At 40.2% G+C, this 26,228-nt stretch carries 25 protein-coding genes, 8 tRNA genes and 1 pseudogene; 7 read left to right on the top strand and 27 right to left on the bottom strand.

Features of this window, described 5'->3' with window-relative positions:
* Positions 1-48 precede the first annotated feature (48 nt).
* Together MKY45_RS05820 and betB are read right to left on the bottom strand one after the other, a co-directional pair.
* On the bottom strand, positions 49-1,257 hold the full coding sequence (locus MKY45_RS05820) for an iron-containing alcohol dehydrogenase (RefSeq protein ID WP_042532486.1): 1,209 nt from the start codon (positions 1,255-1,257) through the stop codon (positions 49-51).
* 63 nt (positions 1,258-1,320) lie between these two features.
* Positions 1,321-2,790 (bottom strand): betaine-aldehyde dehydrogenase, encoded by a 1,470-nt coding sequence (betB, locus tag MKY45_RS05815; protein WP_256705813.1) that lies wholly within the window; start codon positions 2,788-2,790, stop codon positions 1,321-1,323.
* 236 nt (positions 2,791-3,026) lie between these two features.
* On the opposite strand from betB, the gene cudC reads away from it, so the two are divergent.
* Both cudC and MKY45_RS05805 read left to right on the top strand, forming a co-directional pair.
* Positions 3,027-3,587, top strand: coding sequence for a choline uptake/conversion transcriptional regulator CudC (gene cudC, locus MKY45_RS05810; protein ID WP_042532482.1), 561 nt, complete (start codon positions 3,027-3,029; stop codon positions 3,585-3,587).
* Entirely contained in the window at positions 3,550-4,506 is a 957-nt protein-coding gene (locus tag MKY45_RS05805) for a glycine betaine ABC transporter substrate-binding protein (RefSeq protein WP_226895164.1), read from the top strand. The genes cudC and MKY45_RS05805 overlap by 38 nt, the downstream gene beginning before the upstream one ends.
* A 68-nt stretch (positions 4,507-4,574) precedes the next feature.
* Here the strand turns inward: MKY45_RS05805 and MKY45_RS05800 are convergent, their stop codons facing one another.
* The 4 genes from MKY45_RS05800 to MKY45_RS05785 all read right to left on the bottom strand — a co-directional run bounded on the left by MKY45_RS05800 (position 4,575) and on the right by MKY45_RS05785 (position 7,789).
* Positions 4,575-5,078: a GNAT family N-acetyltransferase gene (locus tag MKY45_RS05800; protein WP_193065063.1), complete on the bottom strand. Its 504-nt coding sequence runs from the start codon at positions 5,076-5,078 to the stop codon at positions 4,575-4,577.
* A gap of 220 nt (positions 5,079-5,298) precedes the next feature.
* Positions 5,299-5,466 carry a hypothetical protein gene (locus MKY45_RS05795; protein WP_175297038.1) on the bottom strand — a complete coding sequence of 56 codons (168 nt, stop codon included), beginning with the start codon at positions 5,464-5,466 and terminating at the stop codon, positions 5,299-5,301.
* A gap of 14 nt (positions 5,467-5,480) precedes the next feature.
* A complete protein-coding gene (locus MKY45_RS05790; RefSeq protein WP_193065064.1) occupies positions 5,481-7,415 on the bottom strand; it encodes an aconitate hydratase in 1,935 nt (644 codons plus the stop codon).
* 191 nt (positions 7,416-7,606) lie between these two features.
* A complete protein-coding gene (locus MKY45_RS05785) occupies positions 7,607-7,789 on the bottom strand; it encodes a hypothetical protein (protein ID WP_042532476.1) in 183 nt (60 codons plus the stop codon).
* A gap of 392 nt (positions 7,790-8,181) precedes the next feature.
* On the opposite strand from MKY45_RS05785, the gene MKY45_RS05780 reads away from it, so the two are divergent.
* Together MKY45_RS05780 and MKY45_RS05775 are read left to right on the top strand one after the other, a co-directional pair.
* Positions 8,182-8,307, top strand: a complete 126-nt coding sequence (locus MKY45_RS05780; protein ID WP_256705811.1) for a hypothetical protein — start codon at positions 8,182-8,184, stop codon at positions 8,305-8,307.
* Complete coding sequence (locus MKY45_RS05775; RefSeq protein ID WP_193065065.1) at positions 8,307-8,939, top strand: protein kinase family protein; 633 nt, start codon at positions 8,307-8,309, stop codon at positions 8,937-8,939. Before MKY45_RS05780 ends, MKY45_RS05775 begins: the two co-directional genes overlap by 1 nt.
* Positions 8,940-9,017: 78 nt before the next feature.
* Here MKY45_RS05775 and larC read toward each other — a convergent pair whose 3' ends face one another.
* The 7 genes from larC to MKY45_RS05740 form a co-directional block, all read right to left on the bottom strand.
* A complete protein-coding gene (gene larC / locus MKY45_RS05770; protein ID WP_042532469.1) occupies positions 9,018-9,482 on the bottom strand; it encodes a nickel insertion protein in 465 nt (154 codons plus the stop codon).
* 29 nt (positions 9,483-9,511) lie between these two features.
* Positions 9,512-10,258: a nickel pincer cofactor biosynthesis protein LarB gene (gene larB, locus MKY45_RS05765; RefSeq protein ID WP_042532467.1), complete on the bottom strand. Its 747-nt coding sequence runs from the start codon at positions 10,256-10,258 to the stop codon at positions 9,512-9,514.
* A 33-nt stretch (positions 10,259-10,291) separates the two neighbouring features.
* Complete coding sequence (locus MKY45_RS05760) at positions 10,292-11,182, bottom strand: LarC family nickel insertion protein (RefSeq protein ID WP_193065066.1); 891 nt, start codon at positions 11,180-11,182, stop codon at positions 10,292-10,294.
* Between the two features lie 249 nt (positions 11,183-11,431).
* Complete coding sequence (larE, locus tag MKY45_RS05755; protein WP_042532465.1) at positions 11,432-12,271, bottom strand: ATP-dependent sacrificial sulfur transferase LarE; 840 nt, start codon at positions 12,269-12,271, stop codon at positions 11,432-11,434.
* A gap of 119 nt (positions 12,272-12,390) precedes the next feature.
* A complete protein-coding gene (gene larA, locus MKY45_RS05750; protein WP_193065067.1) occupies positions 12,391-13,665 on the bottom strand; it encodes a nickel-dependent lactate racemase in 1,275 nt (424 codons plus the stop codon).
* A 168-nt stretch (positions 13,666-13,833) separates the two neighbouring features.
* Positions 13,834-14,958: a 2-keto-3-deoxygluconate permease gene (locus MKY45_RS05745; RefSeq protein WP_256705808.1), complete on the bottom strand. Its 1,125-nt coding sequence runs from the start codon at positions 14,956-14,958 to the stop codon at positions 13,834-13,836.
* On the bottom strand, positions 14,948-16,114 hold the full coding sequence (locus MKY45_RS05740; protein WP_193065069.1) for a glycerate kinase: 1,167 nt from the start codon (positions 16,112-16,114) through the stop codon (positions 14,948-14,950). The genes MKY45_RS05745 and MKY45_RS05740 overlap by 11 nt, the downstream gene beginning before the upstream one ends.
* Positions 16,115-16,262: 148 nt before the next feature.
* On the opposite strand from MKY45_RS05740, the gene MKY45_RS05735 reads away from it, so the two are divergent.
* Positions 16,263-17,357, top strand: a complete 1,095-nt coding sequence (locus tag MKY45_RS05735; protein ID WP_042532457.1) for a CdaR family transcriptional regulator — start codon at positions 16,263-16,265, stop codon at positions 17,355-17,357.
* Positions 17,358-17,413: 56 nt separating this feature from the next.
* On the opposite strand, the gene MKY45_RS05730 is transcribed toward MKY45_RS05735, so the two are convergent.
* Positions 17,414-18,511: a DUF3887 domain-containing protein gene (locus MKY45_RS05730; protein ID WP_042532455.1), complete on the bottom strand. Its 1,098-nt coding sequence runs from the start codon at positions 18,509-18,511 to the stop codon at positions 17,414-17,416.
* 700 nt (positions 18,512-19,211) lie between these two features.
* Here MKY45_RS05730 and MKY45_RS05725 point away from each other — a divergent pair.
* Positions 19,212-20,384: an MFS transporter gene (locus tag MKY45_RS05725; protein ID WP_341172648.1), complete on the top strand. Its 1,173-nt coding sequence runs from the start codon at positions 19,212-19,214 to the stop codon at positions 20,382-20,384.
* A gap of 217 nt (positions 20,385-20,601) precedes the next feature.
* On the opposite strand, the gene MKY45_RS05720 is transcribed toward MKY45_RS05725, so the two are convergent.
* Together MKY45_RS05720 and MKY45_RS05715 are read right to left on the bottom strand one after the other, a co-directional pair.
* On the bottom strand, positions 20,602-21,462 hold the full coding sequence (locus MKY45_RS05720) for an SDR family oxidoreductase (protein WP_341172647.1): 861 nt from the start codon (positions 21,460-21,462) through the stop codon (positions 20,602-20,604).
* A 332-nt stretch (positions 21,463-21,794) separates the two neighbouring features.
* The gene (locus tag MKY45_RS05715; protein WP_042536035.1) at positions 21,795-22,160 is read right to left on the bottom strand and encodes a winged helix-turn-helix transcriptional regulator; all 366 of its coding nucleotides are present in this window, start codon (positions 22,158-22,160) and stop codon (positions 21,795-21,797) included.
* A gap of 200 nt (positions 22,161-22,360) precedes the next feature.
* Here MKY45_RS05715 and MKY45_RS05710 point away from each other — a divergent pair, with 200 nt between their 5' ends.
* A complete protein-coding gene (locus tag MKY45_RS05710) occupies positions 22,361-22,942 on the top strand; it encodes an NADPH-dependent FMN reductase (protein ID WP_042532449.1) in 582 nt (193 codons plus the stop codon).
* Positions 22,943-23,065: 123 nt separating this feature from the next.
* Here the strand turns inward: MKY45_RS05710 and MKY45_RS05705 are convergent, their stop codons facing one another.
* The 11 genes and pseudogenes from MKY45_RS05705 to MKY45_RS05655 all read right to left on the bottom strand — a co-directional run bounded on the left by MKY45_RS05705 (position 23,066) and on the right by MKY45_RS05655 (position 26,093).
* A complete protein-coding gene (locus tag MKY45_RS05705) occupies positions 23,066-23,275 on the bottom strand; it encodes a hypothetical protein (protein WP_042532447.1) in 210 nt (69 codons plus the stop codon).
* A 130-nt stretch (positions 23,276-23,405) separates the two neighbouring features.
* Positions 23,406-23,995: pseudogene (locus MKY45_RS05700) on the bottom strand (type 1 glutamine amidotransferase family protein).
* Positions 23,996-24,565: 570 nt separating this feature from the next.
* Positions 24,566-24,649: transfer RNA gene (locus MKY45_RS05695), tRNA-Leu, on the bottom strand.
* 14 nt (positions 24,650-24,663) lie between these two features.
* Positions 24,664-24,751 (bottom strand) — tRNA-Leu (locus MKY45_RS05690).
* A 10-nt stretch (positions 24,752-24,761) separates the two neighbouring features.
* Positions 24,762-24,837 (bottom strand) — tRNA-Lys (locus tag MKY45_RS05685).
* Between the two features lie 93 nt (positions 24,838-24,930).
* Positions 24,931-25,005 (bottom strand) — tRNA-Gln (locus MKY45_RS05680).
* 7 nt (positions 25,006-25,012) lie between these two features.
* A tRNA-Asp gene (locus MKY45_RS05675) sits at positions 25,013-25,089 on the bottom strand.
* Between the two features lie 28 nt (positions 25,090-25,117).
* Positions 25,118-25,189, bottom strand: a tRNA-Glu gene (locus MKY45_RS05670).
* 16 nt (positions 25,190-25,205) lie between these two features.
* A tRNA-Ser gene (locus tag MKY45_RS05665) sits at positions 25,206-25,296 on the bottom strand.
* Between the two features lie 6 nt (positions 25,297-25,302).
* Positions 25,303-25,377 (bottom strand) — tRNA-Asn (locus tag MKY45_RS05660).
* A gap of 263 nt (positions 25,378-25,640) precedes the next feature.
* Positions 25,641-26,093, bottom strand: coding sequence for a SprT family protein (locus MKY45_RS05655; RefSeq protein ID WP_042532445.1), 453 nt, complete (start codon positions 26,091-26,093; stop codon positions 25,641-25,643).
* Positions 26,094-26,228: the final 135 nt, after the last annotated feature.

Raw genomic sequence — 26,228 nt, 5'->3', positions numbered from 1 at the left:
AACCTCCAACGTAATCCTGCTGCTGTTGGAGGTTCTTCTTAAAAAATATTATATTGTTTTTTCAACCTGGTTGAAGCAGCGGCCATAAATCCATTTATAACCTTCTTCATTCAAGTCTCTCGGATTCCCAATTGTTTGCGGATCTTTCATTGCTTCTTTCGCAAGACGGTCGGTCATATCTGGTGATACGCCTTGTTCTTCTAGGCTGGGAACCTCTAAATCTTCTACCAATTGATAAACTTCATTCACAGCTGCTTTAGCTGCCTCTTCCTCCGTCAAATTAAATGTATTGATACCTAGCCCTTTAGCAATACGTGCAAATTTCGCTGGGTGACCTTTCCAATTATATTCCATAACAGGGCCCATCATCGCTGCGACAGCCTGACCATGCGCTACTGGAATGATTCCTCCAAGTGTTTGCGACATCGCATGTGCTGCCCCTGCTGATTCACTGCCATAGGATAACCCTGCTAACATCGCAGCTTGTGCCATCCCGTAGCGTGCTTCCAGATCATTTCCATCTGAATACGCTCGTCGAATATATTTACCGACGTATTCTATCGCAAGTAATGCTGCAGCATCTGTCACCGGCTGGGCATAATGCATGGTATAACACTCGATGGCATGTGCTAACGCGTCAATCCCAGTCATTGCTGTTACATGCGGTGGCATCGAAACATGCAGCTCTGGATCAATAATTGTTAAATAAGCAGCAATCAATGGTCCGCCTGTATTAAATTTAAATTCTCTTTCTTCATCTGTAATAACAGCCCATTGCGTTACTTCCGAGCCTGTTCCAGCTGTTGTTGGAATTGTTGTTAGCGGAGGTATGCGATTTTCTAACGGTTTTTTCCCATCCGCTGCTTCGTAATCCAGTACGCTTCCATCATGGGTCGCTTCTACACCGATTCCTTTAGCAGTATCCATTGAGCTGCCTCCGCCCACTGCTACAAGTCCATTACAGTCTTCCGATTTATATAAACTGGACCCTTCTGCAATCAAACGCACTGGAGGATTCGGCTCTACTTTGTTGAATAGAACAACTTCTATGCCGGCATTCTTCAAAGATGCTTCAATCGGCGCAGTCACACCTGCCTGATAAATCCCCGGGTCTGTTACTAATAAAGCTTTTGTAACTCCCAAGTTTTTTACCTCTTCCCCAACATGTTTTATCGCGCCGATTCCATGTTTTATCGCTGTTGGTAATTCAAATTGATGAAATTTATGCATATGCTCTACTTTCATATGAAGACTCATTGTACATTCCTCCAAAAACGTATTTAATATCTATTTCATTATCAAAATCATATTCTACTATCCTCAAAACCAATTTATCGGTTCTGGATTTATATTATGGTAAACATGCTTTGTTTCCTGATATTCTTCTAGGCCAAGTTTGCCTAATTCCCTGCCGATGCCTGACTGCTTGAAGCCTCCCCATGGAGCATGCGGAAAGTATACATTAAAATCATTAATCCATACTGTACCCATCCGCATGTTAGCAACACATCGCTCTGCTTTCGCAATATCTTTTGTCCAGACCCCGCCAGCTAATCCATAAATAGAATCATTTGCGAGACGGATAGCTTCTTCCTCATTACGAAATGTTTCTATCGTAATAACCGGACCGAACCCTTCATGCTGTACAACATTCATTTCCGTTGTACATCCAGTCAAGACGGTTGGTAAATAGAAAAAGCCATTTTGCAGTGCTGGTTCATCAGGACGAGTTCCTCCAACCGCAACCTTTGCGCCTTCTTTCACGCCATTATTTACATAGGCCATCACTTTTTCTAAATGTATTTTTGAAATTAACGGTCCCATTTGCGTATTCTTATCAAAACCACTGCCTAACCGAATCTTTCTCACACGTTCCACCAATTCCTCAACAAACGCATCGTGAATACTTTCCTCCACAATAATGCGTGTTCCTGCTGAGCATATTTGTCCTGCATGGAAGAATACCGCATTCAATGCCTGATCAACTGCGGTTTCAAAATTTGCATCAGCAAAAATAACATTGGGATTTTTTCCGCCAAGCTCTAAAGCTAACTTTTTCACATTGGAGCTGGCTGACCGCATAATACGTTTCCCTGTTTCAATCCCGCCTGTAAAAGAAATCAAGTCCACATCTTCATTGATGGCTAACTCCTCTCCAACCGTTGCTCCAGCTCCCAATACAAGATTAACCACTCCTTTTGGCACGCCTGCTTCTTCCATGAGTTCAAATACTTTAATGGTTGTTAAAGGAGTAATTTCACTCGGCTTCATAATTAATGTATTTCCTGCAACAAGCGCAGGAGCTAATTTCCAGGAAGCCTGTAATAAAGGATAGTTCCACGGAGTAATTTGTCCACATACACCGACAGGTTCTTTGACTACCTTGCTGATGGTATGCGGGACGGGTGAATCAATTATTTCACCGCCATCTTTATCTGCTGATTCTGCATAATACCGAAATACGCCGGCAATATCATCCATATCGCCTCTGCTCTCTTCCACTGTTTTTCCAGTATCGAGCGATTCTAATTCTGCTAATTCTTCCTTATCTCTTTCTATCAGTGCTGCAATATCACGAACGATATTTCCCCGTTCAGTTGCTGAAGTCGCTGACCAATCACCTTGGTCAAAAACATTTCTAGCTGCAGCAACGGCCATTTTAGCATCTTCTTCATTACCTTCTGCAACAAGCGCAATGACTTCCTGATTAAAAGGGTTAATTATTTCTCTTGTCTCTCCAGAGAGGGCAAGCACCCATTCCCCATTGATATATTGTTTTCTGGTATCCAAATGAGTTCCTCCTAACTTACGTTAACTTTGTTAAGAAAAAATTTAACGTTTTGAACAAAATTAATAATAACGAATAAAATTAATCCTGTCAAACGAACCCATTTTCTTCTTATATGTAAAAATTATATTGCTTCTGAATCCACGAATCATTTGACAAATTTATTTATTTTACTATCATTAAGTTTGTTAAGAAAAAATTTAACTTTATGGACATTGATCTGTAGGAGGTCATTATTTTGAACAATCCCCATGACGAGAGGGCAAGAGAACAAATAGAAGAGGCAAAAGATCAGGTTATTCAATCGATATCGGAAACGATGGACTTATACGGTGTAACACCAGCTGCCGGTAAAATATATGCAACGATGTATTTTGAAAATCAAATGAATTTGGATGAAATGCGGGAAGAGCTTGGTATGAGCAAGCCTAGTATGAGCACCAATGTACGCCATCTCCAGCAAATTGGAATGGTAAAAAAGAAATTCCAGCGTGGTTCCAGAAAACATACCTATACTGCGGAGAAAAATTTCTTTCATTCCTTTATGGCCTACTTCTGCCAAATGTGGGAACGGGAAGCAAATACAAATATGGAAGCTATCCATCAGGCTGAAAAACCACTTCTTGAAATTATTCATGATGAGCATGTTTCTGACAGCTTCAAAGAAGAAGCTAGACATCATTATGAATTATTAAACCAGTCCAAGGTTTATTACAACTGGCTGGATCAGTTGGTACACAGTATTCGATCCGAAGAAATTTTTGAGTTTTTACCAAAGGACACATCCCAAAAAGACTAAGAGGAGAGATACCATCTTTAACTTTCAAAAACAACCTATAAATATTCTCATTATCACAGCAATTTCGATTCTATTATTAAGTGCATGCGGCGGAAATACATCGAACGAATCCGCGGCAGAAGATGATAACCCCAACAGCCTCGATATGGGCCAAATCAGCTGGGAAGAAAATATCGCAATTACAAATATGTGGAAATTCATTCTAGAAGAAGAAGGTTATGAAGTAAACTTGCATTTATTAGATATCGGGACGCAAATGGCGGCACTTGAAAATGATGAGCTGGATATCAGTCCTGAAATATGGCTGCCTGTTCAAGATGCAGAATATGTAGCACAATATGAAGATGCTATTAATTTCTCAGAAGAAACTTGGTATGATAATGCAAAAGTTGGTTTAGTCGTACCGGCTTATATGGATTATTTGGATAGTATAGAAGATTTAAATGCGAATAAGGAAAGTTTAAATGGAGAAATAACTGGATTCGATGCCGGAGCAGGCACGATGTTAGTAGTGGAAGAAGCAATGGAAGCATACGAGCTGGATTATGAGCTCACGGCCAGCTCCGAACCCGCTATGCTGACCGCGTTACAACAGGCCATCACTAATGAAGAGGATATTGTTGTGCCGTTATGGAACCCACATCGTGTATTTTCAGAAATGGACTTAAAATATTTAGACGACCCTCAAAATATCTTTGGAGAGGCTGAAAAAATTCATCACGCAACCCGCCAAAATTTTCATGAGGATTATCCAGAAGTCGATCAATGGTTGAAAAATTGGAAAATGGATGATGAACAAATTGGTGAATTGATGAGCTACGTCAGTGAGGCTGAAAATGAAGGAAAAGAAGCGCTGGAAGGTGCTGAAAAATGGGTGAATGATAATCGAAATCTTGTGAATCAATGGCTGGAAAAATAACTCGATATGAAGCAGTCTGATGGGAATTCCAATCAGACTGCTTCATTTTATCAATGCAACTATTGATTTTAAAAGCTTAATTGATAATAAACAAAAGTAAGAGGCTTTCCTTCATAAACCGTGTCTTCCCTGTTTATTTCCTCAAACCCTTTCTTTTCCAACACTTTCTGAGAAGCTATATTCTCTGCGGTGGTTTGCGCCTTGATCCCCTTTAATCTTAATGTTTTCTCTGCCTCCACTTTGAGAAGCTCAACTGCCTTTCCTGCTATCCCTTTTCCTGTATGAGCTTCACCAACTCGATATCCTAAAAAGCCGATTTTCTGTGAAGGACAAATATCTGTTAAGTTAACCCTCCCCAAAATTTCTCCGTCCGCATCCTTGATCAGAAAAAAATAAGATTTACTATCTGCCTGTTCCTTCAGCAATTCACGTAGTCTGTCATGAAAGTAATCCTTTTGGTAAAACGCTTCTCCACGGGAAGGAACAAATTTTTCAAAGTACTTTCTATTATGTAATTCAAATGTATAAAGCTTATCCTCATCTTCTATTTGCAACGGAGCAATATGTATCATCTAACAGACACCCTCTTCTGTATCCGACGGTATATATGACCTCGATACTTTTTTCATATATTATTTCACAACAAAAGCTTTCTGTCGACAGGATTGGAAATCTGGTTATTCCTGAGTGGAAAGAAATATATTTTAAAATAACCGGGCTGATGATTTTATATACAAAAACAGTCGAAGCAGTGGCTGTATCAAGAAACAGCACTGCTCCGACTGTTTATTATTAATCAATGACCCTGTGGTTCTCATCGACTTGAAGCTTTTCCGTCTTCTCCACAGCGGCAACAAATCCATCACCATGACAAACGGTGCAAGTATACTGCCACTGCTCATCATCTCTTAATAAACCTGTTCCTTCACAAGCTTTACAAGCATGTTCCTGAGATCCCATTGCTGACTTCCTTTCTATTGTTTTTCTTTAATCCAATTAATAATTCCGCCGGCCAGCAGAATTTCAAGATGACGTTTAGTAAGGTCATGCTGCACAGCAATCGTACGTTCTGTCCCTTTCAGCTTAATATCAAAGGTGTGCTGATTTTGAATCGTTTGATGGATTTGGCGAAATTCGAGCACATCCTCCTGCCGAACCAAATCATAGTCTTCCTCATTGACAAACGTTAATGGTAAAATACCGAAATTAATCAAGTTCTGCAGATGAATACGGGCAAAGTCTTTAACAAGTACGACCTTTAATCCTAGATAACGCGGTGCGAGCGCCGCATGCTCCCGGCTCGAACCTTGTCCGTAGTTAAAACCTGCAACAACCATATGACCGCCGTCATCACGTTGTTTCATTGCCGTTTCGTAATAATCATCATCAATGATTTCAAATGCAAAGGTACTGATTTTTTGAATATTACTGCGGTATGGCAAGACGCGTGAACCGCCGGCAAGGATTTCATCTGTTGAGATGTTATCATTCATTTTCAGTAATATAGGAACATCAAAGTTATCCTCAATCGGATCAAAATCTGGGATAGTCGTGATATTTGGCCCTTTTTCTAAATCAATTTGACTATTATCCTTCGGCGGCACTTCCAGCATACCCTTTGTGGAAAAAGTAGTCGGTTCTTTTATTTTCGGATAAGACATATCCAATGTTCTTGGGTCTGTAATAACTCCTGTTAATACAGAAGCAGCAGCTGTTTCCGGACTGCATAGGAACACACTGTCTTCTCTTGTCCCGGACCGTCCTGGGAAATTTCGGGGTGTCGTCCGTAAACTATTCTTACCCGTAGCCGGAGCCTGCCCCATACCAATACAGCCGTTGCATCCTGCCTGATGCATACGGGCACCGGCTGCCAGCAGATTCGCAATATGCCCGTTTTCAACAAGCTGCTCCAGCAGTTGACGGGAAGTTGGATTAATATCCAGAGAAGTACCGTTTGCGATTTGCTTTCCCTTCACAATTTCACTGGCAATCGCAAAATCGCGGTATCCCGGGTTAGCAGAAGAACCGATGTAAGACTGATAGATGTCTTCTCCGGCAACTTCCATAACAGGCACTACATTCCCCGGACTGGACGGTTTTGCAATTAACGGTTCCAACGCAGATAAATCAATTTCTTCATGTTCATCGTAATCCGCTCCATCATCTGCTTTTAATTCAATCCATTCGTCTTCGCGCCCTTGTGTTTTTAGAAAATGTTTAATTTCTTTATCTGACGGAAATACTGTGGCGGTCGCTCCAAGCTCTGCTCCCATATTGGCAATCACATGCCGATCCATAGCAGATAATTCCTTCACACCTGGTCCATAATATTCAAGGATTTTTCCGACACCGCCTTTTACGCCATGGCGGCGCAGCATTTCTAAAATAACGTCCTTGGCGCTGACCCAATCAGGCAATTTTCCTGTTAATTCAATTCCCATAACCCGCGGCATTTTCACATAATAAGGTTCACCGGACATTGCCATCGTGACGTCAATTCCGCCCGCTCCCATAGCCAGCATGCCCATACATCCATTGGCACATGTATGACTGTCTGAACCTAATAAGGTTTTCCCGGGGCGTGCCAGCTGCTGCATATGGACAGGATGACTGACACCGTTTCCAGGCCTGCTGTAATAAATGCCGAATTTCTGTGCCGCACTCCGTAAAAATAGATGGTCATCTGCATTCCGAAAATCTTCCTGAATCAGGTTATGGTCCACGTACTGTGCCGATGCCTCTGTCTTCACTTTATCAATGCCCATCGCTTCCAATTCCAGCATCACCATGGTACCTGTCGCGTCCTGTGTCAACGTCTGGTCAATTTTTAAACCAATCTCTTCTCCGGGCTTCATCTCTCCTGACAGCAAATGATCTTGAATTAATTTTTGCGCTGCATTAAGCTGCATGTTGCTTCCTCCTTATAATATACTGTCCTGATTAGAATATGCTTATATAGTAATTATTACACGTAGCAAATGAAGTTAAACTTGATGTTCCTTCCTCAAAACCTCCGATTCATACCATCTGTGAGGCGTTAACAGGCAAACACATCCTCCTTCCCTCTCTGCATATACGATTTTTGAAGCATACCCATCCTTTATTTTGATTTCATTTTCTTTTCCATCACTGGACGAAAAAATGCCCCATAAGTAAACCCTCCCATCAGAAAACCAATTATTCCATTCCAATAAGGCTCTCCTCCAAGAAGGATACTGACCATAAACATGATGACGGAGCCCGTTAAAGCATATAAAAGTCCACTGACCCAACGGTTTTTCACGGTTCGCCGCTCCTTCCAAAGTGCTTTATACGTGTTTACCCTTGAATAAAAGCCGGAAAACGATGAATTAAGGTATATAAGAAGGCTTTTATTAGCGCTGTATCACACCTATTCCTGCATAGCAAACGTATTAAAAAAAGAGAAACATGCGTGGATAATTTAAGTACGTTAAAATTTGCGCTTACGAAACAAGCCCTCTATAATAAATGTACATTCAAATTAATCCCAAAGGGGAGTAGCATAATAGCAGCTGTCGTCATTACAGGAGAAATCCTCGGCACTGCTGGCAACCGTTTCATTTCGTTGCTTGCGAGACCTTTGTCCAAAAAATATGTGGGCAAAGGTCTCTTTTTTATTAGCTTTTGCCGCACATAAGCCAAGGAGGAAAAGAAATGTCTAAACTTACGAAGCTTCTCAAGTCTAAAATGGTAAAAGAAGGAATAAAACAAGCGCAAAAACATGCCTTGCCTGTGATCAAAAAGGAATTAACCAAAAGAAAAGGCAGTTTTAAAAAATAATGAAACAATCCATGTACAATCACTATGTAACCACCGTTTTATTTACGAAGAAACACAGACGTATAAAAATACTCGGGCATCATAGTGACTTAGAGCTCTATGGGGCGGGGAGGAGTGCCGCTGTATTCAGAATAAAAAATGAGCATAAAGTGATTAAAATTTTCTACCCGTCTTTTGAAAAAACAGCAATGGAAGAAAAGCTAAATTACGAAAAGCTACATGGCAGTCCTTACTACCCAACGATATATGAAGCAGGAAGTAACTATTTAGTAATGGATTTTATTGAGGGCAAAACATTTTTTGAATGTCTGGCAGAAGGTATTCCGCTGACATCTCAACATATCAAGGATGTGGATAATGGATTAAATGCTGCGAGAGAGGCGGGATTAAATCCTTCAGATATTCATCTGCATAACCTTATCCTGACCAAAGAAGGCGCTGTGCGTCTGATTGATACAGCCCGTTTTTCTCAGGAGAAAAAATGTACGCAATGGGAAGATTTAAAATGGGCTTATGCACGATATTATCAGCGTACGAATTTCCCAAAAAAGATTCCAAGATGGGTCATGTATGCCGTATCAAAGCTTTACCGATTCTATCAGTATCTTCCTGTCAGAAAGGAAAAAAATTAGATGCGAGTTCTTTCCCTTTTTAATCACTAAATTTTAATAAAAAATACACAAACCAATTCAAATTGGTCTGTGTATTTTTTATAATTGCTTCCAAACTGACTGATATACTTGTTTCAATGGAATTCCATGTTCTTCAGCTATCGCTTTACAGTCTGCATACTCTGGTGAGCTTTGAAAGACCTCTCCATTCGAGATCCCCTGTTTCACTGTTACTGGCCCCCATGCTGTATCCACTTGAATAAACTTTCTTTCCATGCGGTGGACAGTTAGCGGATAATAACGGATGCCTAGCGTCGTAGTTTCCTGCAACAGGATTTCCTTCATTTCAGGAAGTGCTTGATTGGAACAGAGCAATTGCAGTAATACCCCCGGCCGATTTTTTTTCATATAAATGGGGGTGTAAAATACATCATTTGCCCCAGCTTCAAATAAGCGGTCCATTACAAATCCAAGCCATTCCCCTGAAATATCATCCAAATTGACTTCCACTTTTATCATATTATCATCAATATGTTCCTGATTCGGAGGATGTTTTGGTGCCATCTAGACAACTCCCTTCTTATTGCGAAATGCTACTCCTCTTTTCCTTGAGCCAGCCGGTCAATCAATACGGCATTATATGCACCGCCGAAGCCATTATCAATATTGACCACGCTGATTCCGCTCGCACAGGAGTTCAGCATTGTCAGTAATGCCGACAGGCCTTGGAAGTTCGCACCATAGCCTACACTTGTCGGCACCGCAATGACTGGATGCGAAACAAGACCGCCGACCACACTTGGGAGCGCCCCTTCCATTCCTGCGATGACGACCGAAACCGTTGCGTCCTGAATCGCTGGAGCCTGATCTAATAACCGGTGAATTCCAGCAACTCCGACATCATAAAATCGGCGTACATTACTGCCCAATGCTTCAGCAGTAACGGCTGCTTCTTCAGCGATCCGCAAGTCAGAGGTTCCGGCACAGAGAATAGCGATATATCCTTCTTTTTTTTCTCTTTTCTCTTCTACCTTTAAGGATAGGATTTGTGCCATATCATGGTACGTCAATTCAGGATGAACCCCTAAAATTTTATCTGCCTTATCCGGTGAAATCCTAGTAATTAAAATATCATTCTGCTTCGCTTTGATTGCTTGCAGGATAGCTATGATTTGCTCCACGGTTTTTCCTTCTCCGTAAATCACTTCCGGAAAACCCTGCCGTTGTTTCCTGTGATGATCTACTTTGGCAAAACCTAAATCTTCATAAGTCGCTAGCTTCTTTTTCGCGTCCTCTATGCTTAATGTTCCATTTTGGACTTCCTTTAAAATTTCTTCCATTTACTTGTCCTACTCTCCAAACTTTTTCAATGTTTATGCCTCTTCGCCAATGATAACCCGGAGTACATTGGGGTGATTCGGAAATGTTTTCGTACCGGCACCATATCCCACTTTCACCACTTTCATAGACGGCATATCACAAAACTCCTCCGCTAACACCGCAGCAAAAGCAGCCCCAGTCGGCGTTGTCAATTCTGCTTTCAAGTCACTTTGCGCAATCGGTACTCCACGCAAAATCTCCAGCGTAGCCGGTGCCGGGACAGGATACACGCCATGATCAATATGAATTTTTCCGGATCCTGTTGGAACAGCTGCTGACTTGATTTCATCAATCTCAAGCTCTTCCAATAAAATCGCTGTCCCTACAATATCAATAATCGAATCAACAGCGCCTACTTCATGAAAATGGACATCCTCCAGCGGCACACCGTGAATATGCCCTTCTGCTTCACCAATTTTTTTAAAGATCCTCAACGCCATATCTTTCACGTCTTCTGATAAATCTGCTTCTTGAATCATATTTACAATATCACGATAGGAACGATGATGATGGCTATGATCGTGATGGTGATGATGTCCCTCATCGTGACTGTGACCATGATGGTGCTCATGATGATGGTCGTGGCTATGCCCGTGATGATGCTCATGAACATGCTTATGGCTATGCCCGTGCTCATGGTCGTCCTGTTCAGAATGATCATGGCGGGAATGTCCATGCTCCTCATTCTTCAGCACAACATCAAATTTTGTGCTTGTAATCCCATTCTTCACTACTTTATAAACATTTAATTCGTATTCATCCACTAAAGGAAGCTTCTGCAACTCGTTTTGCAAATGAGAAAAACTCCCTCCCACGTCAAGCAGCGCTCCTATTGTCATATCACCGCTTATTCCTGAAAAACAATCCAAATATAACATCTTCATGAAAATTACTCCTTTGTTTATCTTCTTTATACTCTTTTCACGCGAAAAAGCAGTTTTTTCAACTGCTTTCCCGTAAAAGATCATGTTTAAATTTATCCGGAGAATCATCCGTAAAACTCCATCTCTAAATAGAGAGTAAAAATAAATTTATTCAGAGAGGAGATAGCGGGTGCTAACTCCCCCCCCCTGAGGCACTCAGGCTAATTCCGGGGGAGAAAGGAAACAACTCCCACGGAATGAAGTTGTGTTTTAAGCATTGGCAGCGATTTGCTGTTTTGACGAAGCTGCTGGCAATACTTCATTCATGCTGCCTGTACGGTAACCGCGTAAGTCTATCGATACATAGTCAAAACCAAGAGATACCAGTTTATGTTGAACCTCTGTACGTTTTTCCAGTAATTCCACCATTTTATCAGCTGCTACTTCGATACGCGCCACATTATCATGATAACGTACACGCACTTCTTCAAAACCGGCACGTTTTAAATAAAGCTCCGCCTGATTAACCTGATTTACTTTTTGTTTGTCCAGTTTTGTACCATACGGAAATCTGGATGCTAAGCTGCAGGAAGCTAATTTATTCCATACTGGAAGCTCCAATTCCTTCGCAAGCTCGCGGACTTCCGGTTTATATAGATTTGCTTCCTGAAGGACACTGCGGATGCCTTCTTCCGTTCTTGCCTTTAGCCCCGGGCGGAAATCTGCTTCATCATCCATAATCATTCCGTCTAACACATACGGATAATCCCATTCCTCCGCCAGCTGATTCAGGCGGGTGTAAAGCAATTTTTTACTGTAATACCAGCTGTCTGGGTTATTCGCTGTAATTTGAGGCTGGTTCAATTCTTTTATTTCTGTTTGGTGCACCTTCACACCCAGATCCTCTGCTAATTGAACCGCAGCCTGAAATTCGGATTCACGGAATAATTCTGATGCAACAACAACTGCCAGCACGTTATCTCCTAACTCCTGCTGCGCTCTTTTCAAAACAACTGTACTGTCTACACCGCCTGAAAATGCCACCATGACACGTCCCATTTCCTTCAGTGTTTTCCCTAAATAACGATTTTTCTCATTGATTTCCATCATTTTATTCACCTCATTTCCCCTGACTGAAGGGGGGGATTTTACTAACAAAAGGATATAAAAAACTTTCCCATTTATTGACTAAATACATTTCATTCTATTACCAGTATACTACGCTCAGCTCAGGATTTCACTTTTTCTTCAACATAAGGTATCGTCAATGGCCCTAAAGGCATCACAGCAACGGTCATCGATTCCCCATACTTTTCCTTTAACTCTTCTAACGTCTGTTCTATATCATGAGTCGGCTTTAACATGGCATTGGTTACTTGTTCGTCCGTCAGCTTGGAATAAACATAAACATCCGCCCAGACCTGAATGACAGCCTGTTTCTGAACCTGCCACTGATCAAACATTTTAAATTCCGGATTATTAATCATATCCAGCAGATCCTGCGGGCTCTTTGCCATATCAAAAATTTTCGCATAGTTTCCATGGTCAGGTAAGCCATCTGAACACTCGGATGCTACAATAATCGAACCGCCCTCTTTGACAATTTTATGGGCAGCGCTCATCCCTTTTACGGCCTGATATAAATTTTGGTCCAGCGGATAGCCGGAATTAGATGTAATCACGACATCAAACCGCTCTTCACAATGGAACATCGCGTGCTCTTTTGCATACGCACATCCTTCATCATGTGCCTGATAAAGCTCGCCAGCAAACACATTCGTAATTTCTTTCTCCCGATTTAATGTAACATTTAACATAAATTCGGGCTTACACATCCCGTTAATTTCACGGGTCATATCCTGAACCGGATTATTCTCCATATTCCCCCACGTGGAGAGCGGATCTCCAATCATCCGCGCATTATGGAAGGTCATAATCGTTTCAATCCCCGCTATTCCGGGCATGATTCCTTTTGGACCTCCAGAAAAGCCTGCGAAAAAATGCGGCTCTATAAAACCGGTTACAATTCTAAAATCAGATTCTACATAATCTTTATTCAGGTAGACATCGCAGCCAAATTTACTTTTCCCGAGATTAACAAGTGTATCCTTTTCATGACAGTGATTGTTTACAATTCGAATATTGTCTACAACCCAGCTTCCTAACATTTGAACAAATTCTTCCCTTGTCTGGTCGCGGTGTGTTCCAGTTCCATTAATAATAACAAAATTCTCTAAAGGAACATGGCTTAACTCCTCAATTAATACCGGAACCAGGATATGATTTGGTGTCGGTCTGGTAATATCACTAATGACAATCGATACCGTATCGGTAGCCTTGACAGATTCTTTCAAGGGCGCGCTGCCAATCGGATTTCGCAAAGCCTGACGGACTGCTTCCTTTTCATCTTCCATCTTTGGCAGATTGGTCGGTTCAATAAGTAAAGCGTTTTCTGGCAAATCTAAAGAAATTCCATTCTTTCCATATAGTAAATCCGTCCTCATATTCAAAAACCTCATTTCATTTAATAGCTTATATCCTGTACTTTTTTAGGTTTAAACGACATTTGCAGCAAACCGTTACTGCTAAAAAGCATTTATTTGTAAAATAACATATCATTCTATCATCAGAATAACATGATTTGTCGAATAAAACCTGCTTCTTATAACCTATCAGTCATTAACCGCATATTTCGTTTCCTGTTTATCCTCTTTTAACCCCAAATCTTCTTTTGTACCATCGATTCCTTTTTTCCGCTGATACTTGTCTATTAAAATAACACCTAAAGGACAAAGCAGCGAAGTCGTGATGGTGGATATGGAAATCTGAGCGGTCGCCATCGGAACAATACTCTGAATCGCTTCAAATTCTGCTTGTGTCATGGCTCCTGCACCAACGGCTACTGACGCTGCTGCGGCTACTGCGGCAGGTGTTGCGGCGGCGTTTCCTGCTGTGGAAGCCTCTGAGATAGGAGCAATAAAGCTTTTTTCTCTAAATAATTTAAATACAAGAATACCTGCCCCAGCTGAACAGAAAAAGGTAAGAAAAGCAAGTGTTAATCCGCCTGTAAGTACAGAGGGATTGAAGAAGTTCGCCAAATCCATGCCAGCTCCCAGAGCAAAGGCGAAAAATGGAATCGTAACCGCTTCTCCCGGCTTTAAAAACTCTCGTATTTTTGGATCCAGGTTTCCTAAAATCATTCCAATCCCGATTGGCAAAAGAACTGCAATAAATGAAATCATCGGAAATGCTGTACCTAATACCCCAAGTGCAGCTAATGTCAAAAATGGCCCGTCATTGATAGCCAGAATAGAGAGACCGCCCACATCGGATCTATTTCCAAATTTTCCTGTCAATGCAGCATACATCCCGCTATTGCTGTTTGTCATACCAGCAATTAATGCAAGGGTGGACAATCCAAATAGTCCGCTCATCGGGTCAAAGAAGAATCCAAAAGCCATCCCGACGGCTAAGCCGGCTCCATACTTCGAACCTGTAATTAAAATCCCTTTCTTTAATGCTTTTCCGCCGACTTTCAAATTCATCTGGCTTCCCACACAGAATAAGAATAAAGCAATCAATACAAGGGCACTATCCTTAAATAATTCTTGTGAAAATCCGCCAATTCTTAAAAATTCATAGTAGCCTTCCTCTGTTTGCGGTGCTCCGAGAAATTCAAGAACTCTCATCACTGCCGGTATATGCATTTGGTCAATCGTGTTTAAAGAAGCTCCTAATAGAAGTGGAACTACCATTAACCCTCCAGGTACTTTTTCAATTGTATCCTTAATTCTCATAAATCGCTCCCCCTTTGATGTGATTAAAAGCGTAAAAATAAGAACGAACCACCTGTTCAGCACTTAATTCCAATAGGATAGATGCATTTCGCATAGACTCTTCTAACGTCATTGGTTTATTGACAATACTGTGGATACTGACAACGCCAAAATCATGGAGCACTGCCGTATCGTCACCTGCCGATCCTGCTAAAATAATCGTTGGAACTCCTTGCCTTTGCGCTGTTTGCGCTACTCCCAGCGGCGTTTTACCAGAAGCAGTCTGCCCGTCTACTTTTCCCTCGCCGGTAATGACTAAATCTGTTCCTGTTAAAAATTGGTTGATGTTACTATACTCCAGGACAACATCAATTCCTCTTTCCAGTTCACATGGAAAGAAGGCCTGAAAAGCTCCTCCGATGCCGCCTGCAGCTCCTGCACCCGGCATATCATGCAGCTTGATACCTGTAACCTTTGCAACCTGATCCGCAAAATGTGCGAGATTTTGATCCAGCCGCTCTATCATTTCCGATGTTGCACCTTTTTGCGGGCCAAAAATATGAGATGCCCCATTTAATCCAATCAACGGATTCTCTACATCAGAGGCGATTAAAAATTGACAATCTTTAATTCTGGGATCAAATGAATCGATTTCTATGGAAGCAATTTTACCTAATGCGTCTCCTCCATAACCGATTTCATTTCCTTCTGCATCTAAAATCCTTAGCCCCAGCGCCTGCAGCATGCCGGCACCTCCGTCATTCGTAGCGGAGCCTCCTAATCCCACAACAAAAGAAGTAAAACCATCATCCAGAGCCTGTTTAATCAGCTGCCCTGTCCCATAGGTTGTTGCTGCCAATGGGGAAAGTTCTTCTTCAGATAGTAAAGTGAGTCCTGAGGCTGCTGCCATTTCAATGACACATGTTTTCTTATCTCCTAAAATTCCATATCCAGCTTCGACCTTATTCCCCAATGGATCTGTGACAATGACATGCTTCATCTCTCCTTCTGTAGCAGTAACAAGTGTTTCTAATGTTCCTTCGCCTCCATCAGCAACAGGGATCAAGACGGTTTCTGCGTCTGGAAAAGCTTTTTTGATTCCTTTATCTATGGCATTAGCTGCTTCGACTGCACTTAAACTTCCTTTAAATGAGTCTGGAGCAACGATAATCTTCATTCCATCACATCCTTTAGTAAGCGTTTTCTTTTTTATCTGTAGTTTAAATTATACGAATATTGACTTATATTGTATATGGCTATATCATACAAAAATAAGAGGAATATATAGTTTAATATTGTAGGGTATAAACAAAGGAGCTTGAATTATGGATATGTTGACAAAAGAAATTGCGAATGCCATCGTCAGAGAAACCTCCCTCCGTTTAAATCGAAACGTAAATATTATGGATATGAACGGAGAGATTATTGCCGCTCTGGATGAAACTAGACTGCATACTGTTCATGAAGGGGCTGTAGAAGTGCTGAGCAGCGGAGAAACACTCTCTATTTATCCTGAACAAGGGGATTCCTGGCAAGGCTCGGAGCCTGGAATCAATTTACCTATCGTCTTTCAGGACACTATCATCGGGGTGATTGGGGTTACCGGCAATCCGGATGAGATGGAGGATATCGGGGAGCTGGTGAAAATGACTACAGAGCTGATGATTGACCAGGAATTTATTACTTCACAGCTGGAATGGAAACAGCGTACAAAAGAGATGGTTATTGACCAGCTGTTAAAAAGCAATGCCTCTTATAAAACGATCCAGCAAGGGCTTGATATGCTGAAAATAGAATTAACGCCTCCATTCATGGCATTCGTCATTCAAATAGATACGCTCACTATCCAAAAACAAGAATTGATTCAAAAAATAGAGCGGTTATTTGGTAAGCGTCCTGCTATTGCCGGATTTATAAACCTTAATCAGCTGTTTATTGCCGTGTCTGAAATGGAAGAGACCGAAGCCGTGCGAAAAGTAGAAGCGCTGCAAGCACTATTTCATAAGCTGGGTATTACCTTCAGAATAGCCAATAGTCTGGCTTTTCATGAACTGAAACATTTTTATCAGGCTTATTCCGATTGCGAGCTCGCTTTAAAAATCAGTGCACCGGAAATCGAAGTAATTTCATTCAGCCAGATTGAAGTACGGGCATTGCTTTATCAGCTTGACCAGACGCTGAGAGAAAGGTTCTCCAGGCGAATTCTGAACGGTTTAGATGAAACGCAGGCAATGACATTAAAAGCATTTTTTGCACATGATTTAAATATCCAAAAAACAGCTGATGCCCTATTTTTACATCGGAATACATTGCTTTACCGGTTAAATAATATCACAAGGGAAACAGGATATAATCCGAAAATTTTCAATGATTCTCTTATTTTGCAGGTGGCCTTATGGATTCAGGAACAAAATAAATAAGGCAAGGGAAGTTTGATACACTGCTTATCAAACTCCCTTGCCTTTCAATCCATTCTCTACTCTTCGCTTTCCACATCCGTGTGCCGGTATCCGCTGATCTCATTTTCACGATTCACATATACAATGATGGATGCCGGCTGTTCCGAAAACTCCACATCATATACAAACGAATAATTTCCAGCAGAAGGACCATAATAGTCTTTTTCATGATTCAACTCAAAACGAACCCATTCTCCATACTCCCGCTCAACATTATTACGCCACCTTTCCAAATCTTCAGGAGAGGCCTCTGCTTCAGCATCATCTAAGAGATCTGCCGCCTCTTCATAATCTTCAGCAGCAATAAATGTTAAAAAATCCTCGGCTGTCTGATGCGCTTCTTCCGGATAGATGTAATTCTCTTCTTCATCATAGCTGCGGGAATAATAACCTGTAATTGCATTGTCCTCATTTACATAGATATTAAAAAGAACCAGCTGTTCCCCAAACGTTGCAGCATAAATAAGAGAAGAATCTCTGGAAAACGTCTGTTCATCATAAAGATGAATATCTGCGAATTCCCCATTCGTTTCCTCCAGCCGGCTCCAATCAGACGCAATATCTGCCGGTGCTATATCTGATTCCATATCATCTTCCACTAAGTCAGCCGCTTCTTCAAAGGCACCCTCCCTCGCAAATTCTAAAAATCCTTCCGCAACGTCATGGGTCTTTTCTGAAAACTGTAATTCTGGATCAATGTTTGTCCGAAAATTAAATACTTCATTATTTCTGTTAATACCGATATAAAAGAGCGCCTTACGCGCACCAAATTTGCCTTCATAAACAAAATTAAAGATGGACGAATATGTATCTTCCTCTTCCTCCATTAAATCAATACTACTTAATCCACCATAAATTTCAGCTGTTGGAACAAATAAATCTTCAAAATCTTTTGATGTCCATTCACTGATAGAATTATCACTCAGAGAGGATGCCGCTTCTTCAAATTCTTCCTCGCTTAAAAAGGATAAAAATTCTTCTGCTGTTTGCATCGCTTCATCTCTGGCTTCCTCTCTAGTCTCTCCTTCTGATTCAGAATCAGTTTCCCCGCATGCAGAGAGTATCAAACCAAGTAAACTGACTGTTAATAGAATGGTTAACTGTTTGAACTTCAAATTTTATGCTCCTTTACCCTGATTATTTCCTTGCCGGTTAGCAGCGGATTCCTCCCTGCACAACGATGTTTTTCAAAATCGACTTATTATGTATCTATTAAACTCCATTTGCGAAAATACGCTTAATCTTTTCATATCGTACCATATGCCAGGGAAGCTTGCTAGTACTCTAATAGATGAGAAAGTTTCTATCAGAATTTCACTTTCATATCCCTTCAAACAAGGTTCATCGTGTCATCTTTTCAACTGCATTGGAAATGCTGCTTCGTATTAATCTTTTTTAACAACAATGAGGAAGAAACTACAGCCTTAAAGAAAGGTTATTATCGAAAATTTTCACCTGCTATGAAGTGAGAAAACAACAAAAAATAGCAATACCAAAGACGTTTTACCCAATGGCAGTGCCATTTTTGGTGTATATTTTTTACAGCGTGCATATCATCGGATATTTCCAATTGTTCTTTCTGTCATTACTTTATGACTCCCCCGCTTAATTCCTGTCATAATCTCTAAAAACACATGAATGCATAGCCTGTAAAATGACTCAGCCTGATAGCTCCCATTCTCCAGTTAGATCACTAATTCATCACCATTTTACAATTCATTCACTATCCTTTCGTTCAACCTCTTTACATCTGCCCCGTATCAGATATAATGTCCTTTGTATCAAAATGCACCAACATAGAAGGAGTTTCGAAAAATGCATGATTCAAACACCAAAATATGGTCATTATCCTTTATCTTTATCGTGGTTTCCAACGGTTTAGTTTTTATGATTTTCGAGATGCTGCTTCCCACGCTTCCTCTCTTTATTACTGCAATTGGAGGCGGCGCCAGCCAAGTCGGCATCGTCACAGGAATATTTATGTTATCTGCTATTCTGACTCGTCCTTTTGCTGGTCTTCTAGCAAGTAAAATGGACAAAAAATTCCTCTTAATCCTAGGTATTTTAATTAATGCCTTGGCGACTGGAGCCTATTATCTTTCAAGTGATATCACTACGCTATTGATTATTCGGCTTTTTCATGGAGCAGGGTTTGGGTTGATTACGACATATTTCGCTACATTAGCAGCCGAAATCATTCCTAAAAAGCGGCTCGGAGAAGGAATTGGATATTTTGGTATGGGTGAAACGATTGCTATTTCTGTCGGTCCCATGATAGGTATCTTAACGCTGGAATTATATGACTTTCAGCGCTTATTCTTAGGCGGAATGGCAGTATTGATACTGGCTGTAATCATGGCCATATTGATTAAACGCGCACCAAATGGAAGAGAATTAGATAGAACAGCCAGTGTAAAGACAAAAATTCTTGAAAAGAAAGTTCTCTTCCCTGCCCTTCTGATTTTATTAGTCGGAACGGCAGCAGGAGGAATCATGTCATTCTTTTCTTTATATGCCTTGGAAAAGGATTTTTCTCATGTAGGATTGTTTTTCTTCGTTATAGCGGCAGCCAGCTTTGCAGTACGATTGGTTTCTGGCAGGCTGTTTGACTTGCACGGACCAGCCGTCATCTTGATTCCAGGTTCTATCTTTGCAATCATTGGATTAGGTCTTTTATATATTGCCAATACAGACACGGTCTTTTTTACAGCAGCAATATTTTACGGTCTAGGTTTCGGAGCATTGCTTCCTGCTATACAAACCTGGTGTATCAACCTAGTCGATAAACAGAAGCATGAAGATGCCATGGCCTCTTTCTTCAATTTTTTCGATATTGGGATAGGCGGCGGCTCATTGGTACTGGGATTAATAGCAGAAGCAGCGTCTTATCAGACTATCTATATTGTATCTGCCTTCGTATACGTCTTATTTTTCATTATGTATGTAGTTTATTTACTTATAAAAAAACGTTCAAAAGAATTAGTTTAAGTGGAATATCAAGGGTTTAATACCCTTGATATGATTAATTGAAAAAGCAGCCATGCACTTACTTTTTTCTGCTGCTGCACATGCCAGGAAGTATTTTTAGATTCCCGCTTTGATTCTCAGAAAACCGCTTATACCCCGGTTTCTCGATTTCATAGATGGCAATTTTGCCTTCTTTATTAAAATGAAAACTTCTTCAGTAAAGCAGAAGCTCATAAAGTTAATTACTTTCTATAAAGGGAGATTCCTCTATACCCGTCCACTGAAGACTTTTAATATATAAATCTTTTTGGCGTTCTTCATTATACGAAACAGGGGAAGTCTGTTCTATTTTATTATCTTTAAAAAACTTCCCTGTAACATCTTTCACTTCATTGGATGAAGCCAAATAAGCAGGCAAAGTGGCACCTTGCTCTGGATTTTTTGAAAATAACTTCATAACTGGTCTTAAAAACTTCGGTGCCATTCGGGTTGCCTGAGGGGTATAAATAAATCCTGGGTGCAGTGCATTGACGGTCACACCGCTGTTTGACAAGCGCTCACTCAGATAATACGTCATCATCAGAACAGCGGTTTTTGCAGTTTTATATGCCTGCATTCCCGAATAATCAGAAGCAGTTTGATTTACTGCATTATCCGGCTCAAACTCTTTGTCTTCCATGACAGATGCGATATTAACCACTCTTCCTGAACCGGAAGCCTTCAATTGATCAAGCAGCAGATGAGTTAATAAAAACGGTGCTAAATAATTAACCGCAAAAGTCATTTCAAAGCCGTCGTTATTGACTTGATACTGACCGAATACACCGCCGGCATTGTTTATGAGAACATCTAATTTGGAATAGCGCTTCTGAACCTGCTCTGCCAGCTTTCTAATCTCCTGCTGTGAGGACAAATCAGCGATCAGTAAATCTATATCCTTATTATCAGCAGCAGCTAATAATTCTTGACGTGCTTCTTCCCCTTTTCGCTTATTTCTGCATACTAAGACGATACGACAGCCTTGTCTGGCTAAAATAGCAGCTGTTGCGAATCCAATTCCTGAATTAGCTCCAGTTATCAAAACCGTTCTCCCTTCCATTCATCTCGTCCTCCTAATATTTAAGTCAAAGCATCCTTCATATACTTGAATCAGTTTGGTAATTTCAATAATATAATTTATAAAAATACAGGGGGTTACAAGCAGAGGCAGATATGAGACGGTAGCATTGCAGGCAATTGTCCGTGATATACTCTCTACTAATGTAACCCTTCTTTGATCAAGACATTTTATAACCTTGTTATACATCCATAAATGATTTATACTTTTAAAGCACAAAAGTATCCAAGCTTAATCAGCATACTATTACTGGACAACAAAGTGAGTAATTCATAGAAAACACCATTCCGCTTCGTATTACAACTTATCGGGAATTATATTTGTTCCTTCTGCTCTTCATTATCTTTTCCATATAATTTCTCCAAATGTTCCAGATGCTCCGTCCCCCAGCTTCTCATTGATACTAATAACGGTTTTAAACCATGACCGTACGGTGACATAGAATACTCCACTTTTGGAGGCACCTGCTGATAAACCTTGCGATGAACAATATCGTTATATTCTAATTCTCTTAATTGGGAAGTTAACATTTTTTTAGTGATTTCCGGAATAGCCCGCTGCAGTTCACTAAAACGCAATTTTTCGTTTTCCATAAGGTGAAATAAAATAATCGGTTTCCATTTTCCTACAATAATATCTAACGCAACTTGAAGCTCTCCACAATTTTCACCTGTCGTTATATTCTTCACTTTTCAACCGCTCCTTTATAAATATATGCATGAACCCCTTATATATCAAATGGTTTCCTAAAAGTAACTAGGTATAAATAAAGTGCCTTCTTCTCAAAAAGGCACTTTAGGTTTATTATAACTCTTGTAATCAAATTAATACAAACTTATTATTTGATTCATTACATCTAAATTTATACGGAGGTTACAGCATGACAAGAATTGGTATTATTACAGGAAGCACACGTGATGTACGTGTTAATTTACAAGTTGCAGAATGGGTTAAAGATTTTGCAGATAATAAAGATATAGACGCAGAATTTGAAATTGTTGATATAAAAGAAAGTGGTCTTGGACGTTTCAATGAAGCAATCCCCCCGCTTATGACAAATAAAGAATACGCAACAGAAGAACAGCGTGCATGGTCAAGAAAAATTGATTCGTTTGACGGGTTTATTTTTGTTACACCGGAATATAATAAAAATTTCCCTTCGTCCCTTAAGGATCATTTAGATTATTTAGGTTCAGAGTGGCATCATAAAGCAGCAGGCATCGTAAGCTATGGCTCTACGCTTGGTATTGCAGCTTCCCTTGCATTACGTACAACGTTATCCAATTTAAAAGTAGCTACAGTTGAACCACAAGGTGCATTCAGCTTATTTAATGACTTTGAGAACATGGCAACTTTCGCACCAATGGAAGTGCATAAACCAAGATTTGGCGAAATGATTGATGATGTTGTCGCTTGGTCCAATGCCCTTAAATCTGTGAGAAAAGAAAAGAGCCTTGTGTAAGTTATATTATCCAACAGTTTATAAAATAGAATAATTCCACTAAAAAAAACAGACACCCTTTCCATTATTGGAATAAGTGCCTGTTTTTTTACAACGGACCAAAACATTATATAGATTTAAAAATTAATATTTCTCCTCTTTAGATTTAGTTACAAGGTACACTAGCGGTCCGCCAAAAATCAATCCTGCTGCTCCTATGCCTAAAAAAACAGCCGTGTATGAGATGAATTCCATTTCCCTGCCTAAAATAAAATCAATTATCATACGGCCAATGGTGATTATTGCAGGGAAAGCAAGCGACCAAAGCAAGATAATTTTTAATCCTTTTGACACGTTATCCCTCCACAAATCCTTCTAGCTATTCTGATACAACCTTTTGTCATATTCATTTCAGGACAATTCTCCCCAATCTCTATACTCAATTCTACTATAATCATAATTTTCATTTTATTTCAAGCGAAGATTATCTAAACGGATTCCCATATTTTTCACAGTATTTATAAAATCCATGCTTATACATATACATCATTTTTTTAATATTTTCGGAGGTATCAAATTCAATCAACTCTAAAATCAAATGTGTAAATTCAATCGGAGCTGTTCCGTTTGCAGTGACTAAATTTTTATCTGTTACTGCTTGCTGCTGAAAAAAACTGCTCTTAGCATGATAATTTTCATAGCCCTTCCAAGCATCAACAGAGTTACCCGTATGATTATAATGATTTAGAAAACCGTTTTTCGCTAAATAATCCACAGCTCCGCATATAGCTCCAACAGGTATATTATTTTGAAATGCCGTTTTGATTAGATGCAAAAGCTTTTTATTATCATTATTCCATGTATTCCCGCCTACCGTTACCAATAGATGAGCATCCTCAGGTTCAGAACCAATGATTTAATCGACAGCAGTTCTAAAACCGCCAATGGAACTTACCGTATCCTCCAAAGAAATCGTATGAACCGACCAATCCTCCCTCTGATTTAATGTTGTTGATAAGTAAGCACCTTCCCAATCTGGTATTCGTCCAGGATAAGAAATAAAGCCTGTTTCATAAGCATCACACCACCTGTTAATAATTTACAACCTTGCAGTGATTGCCTCATTTAACTCATTTATAAAATCACTACATTCTTATTTATTAAAGTAATTATACCAAAAAAGATTTATATTATGAATATTATAAATCTTTTATTGAGCTGGTTTATTGGGTTTACATTCTTTCAAGTCAATATGTTCCAGCAACTAGAGATATTTTTAACAGGCTCATCGAAAAATTGGTGAACACGTTAACCTTGAAGCTATCTACTGACATGATTTAAGGTATTTTCCCGTTGCTTTACTAGTTCCTCAAAGCGAAGAACACGTAACCTTTAAAGAACGCCTGGGGCGCTCATCCATTACTACGATAATTAATGTTTAGTTGTTCTCTAGTAAGCAAAGAGAAACTGCTGACAAATTGGATGATTTATTCTAAATCCGAACGTTTCATTTTTACCATTTATTCACATGGTCAAAAACTGGTCAAAACTATATAAAAAAACACCCATTTCATATAGAAAAATGAGTGCATAAAAAAATATCAAAGGTCTGCAACCCTTGATATGACTGGTTTGTACATATGATGCGGTCGGTGGGATTTGAACCCACACGGGTTATTCACCCACCAGGCCCTCAACCTGGCGCGTCTGCCATTCCGCCACGACCGCATAATATAAAAAAATGGTGCGGATGAAGGGAGTCGAACCCCCACGTCCTTAACGGACACTGGAGCCTGATTCCAGCGCGTCTGCCAATTCCGCCACATCCGCAAGATAAAAATGGTGAGCCATGAAGGATTCGAACCTTCGACCCTCTGATTAAAAGTCAGATGCTCTACCGACTGAGCTAATGGCTCCTATATATGACAGGTCATTATTTATAGTCCCTATCAATAAAAAAATACTATTATCTGTAATAGTATTATCATGTATTCCTTCTAAAAAGAAAATGGCTGGGCCACCAGGATTCGAACCTGGGGTACACGGGATCAAAACCCGATGCCTTACCGCTTGGCTATGGCCCAACTATAATGGCGGTCCGGACGGGACTCGAACCCGCGACCTCCTGCGTGACAGGCAGGCATTCTAACCAACTGAACTACCGGACCAATTATTTATTTTGATTTCTTAGAAAGATGACCCGTACGGGATTCGAACCCGTGTTACCGCCGTGAAAGGGCGGTGTCTTAACCGCTTGACCAACGGGCCATTATGAAAATTAAAATGGCGGAGAAGGAGGGATTTGAACCCTCGCGCCGCTTACACGACCTACACCCTTAGCAGGGGCGCCTCTTCAGCCACTTGAGTACTTCTCCAAATAATGGCTCCACAGGTAGGATTCGAACCTACGACCGATCGGTTAACAGCCGATTGCTCTACCACTGAGCTACTGTGGAATATAAAAGTAATCAGTCACTATCTATGTAATATCCTAATTACGCAACAACAAGAAATATCATACAATATATCCTGTTTTTTGTCAACAAAAACTGTTAAATTTCTTAAAAAGTTTTTTTCGCTTAGAAAGTTATTCAAAAATCCAAGCCATTCGACAAAGCTGCTGAACAGGTCATTCGCAATGAATGAAAACTGTCATTTCATATCAGCTACATTAATTTATCATGGATCATATTATTCGTCAATACTTAATTGAAAAAAATTAAATCAGATGTAATCTCCCCCTGCATTTTCCACATCGATACCTGGATACATCTACTTTCCTTACTCTTTTATAAACCATTTTACATTTTTGGCATTCATATATATGCTGGTAGCGCTGCTGATTCGAAGGAAGCTGTTTACAATGACGGGGAGAGCCCGTTTTTGCAAGCAATTCTCTAAAATCTTTATCTCGATGCTGGTACCCTTTTCCTTCAATATGCAAATGGTAATGACAAAGCTCGTGCTTAATAATCCCGTGAAACTCTTCCTTATCAGATTCCAGTACATATTTGGGATTCAATTCAATTAATCGTTTACTTGGGATATATCTCCCTCCAGTTGTCCGCAGACGGGAGTTAAATCGTACTTTGTCCATAAACGTTTTATTAAAGAAAGCTTCTGACAGCTGATTAACTAACTGGTACAATTCTTCCTCCGGCATTGGGTCCATCTGTTTCAACCTCCAATATATAAAGAAAGCTTCATTATTTTAATGTTCTTCTTACCTTCCTGACAATTCAAAACATACTTCTTTATTATACGCCATCAGAAATTCCCAAAAATTGTTTAACTGATGACAACTCAT

The organism is Oceanobacillus sp. FSL K6-0251 (assembly GCF_038004725.1).
Classification (GTDB): Bacteria; Bacillota; Bacilli; order Bacillales; family Amphibacillaceae; genus Oceanobacillus; species Oceanobacillus oncorhynchi.
This window is presented reverse-complemented; position numbering and strand designations above follow the sequence as displayed.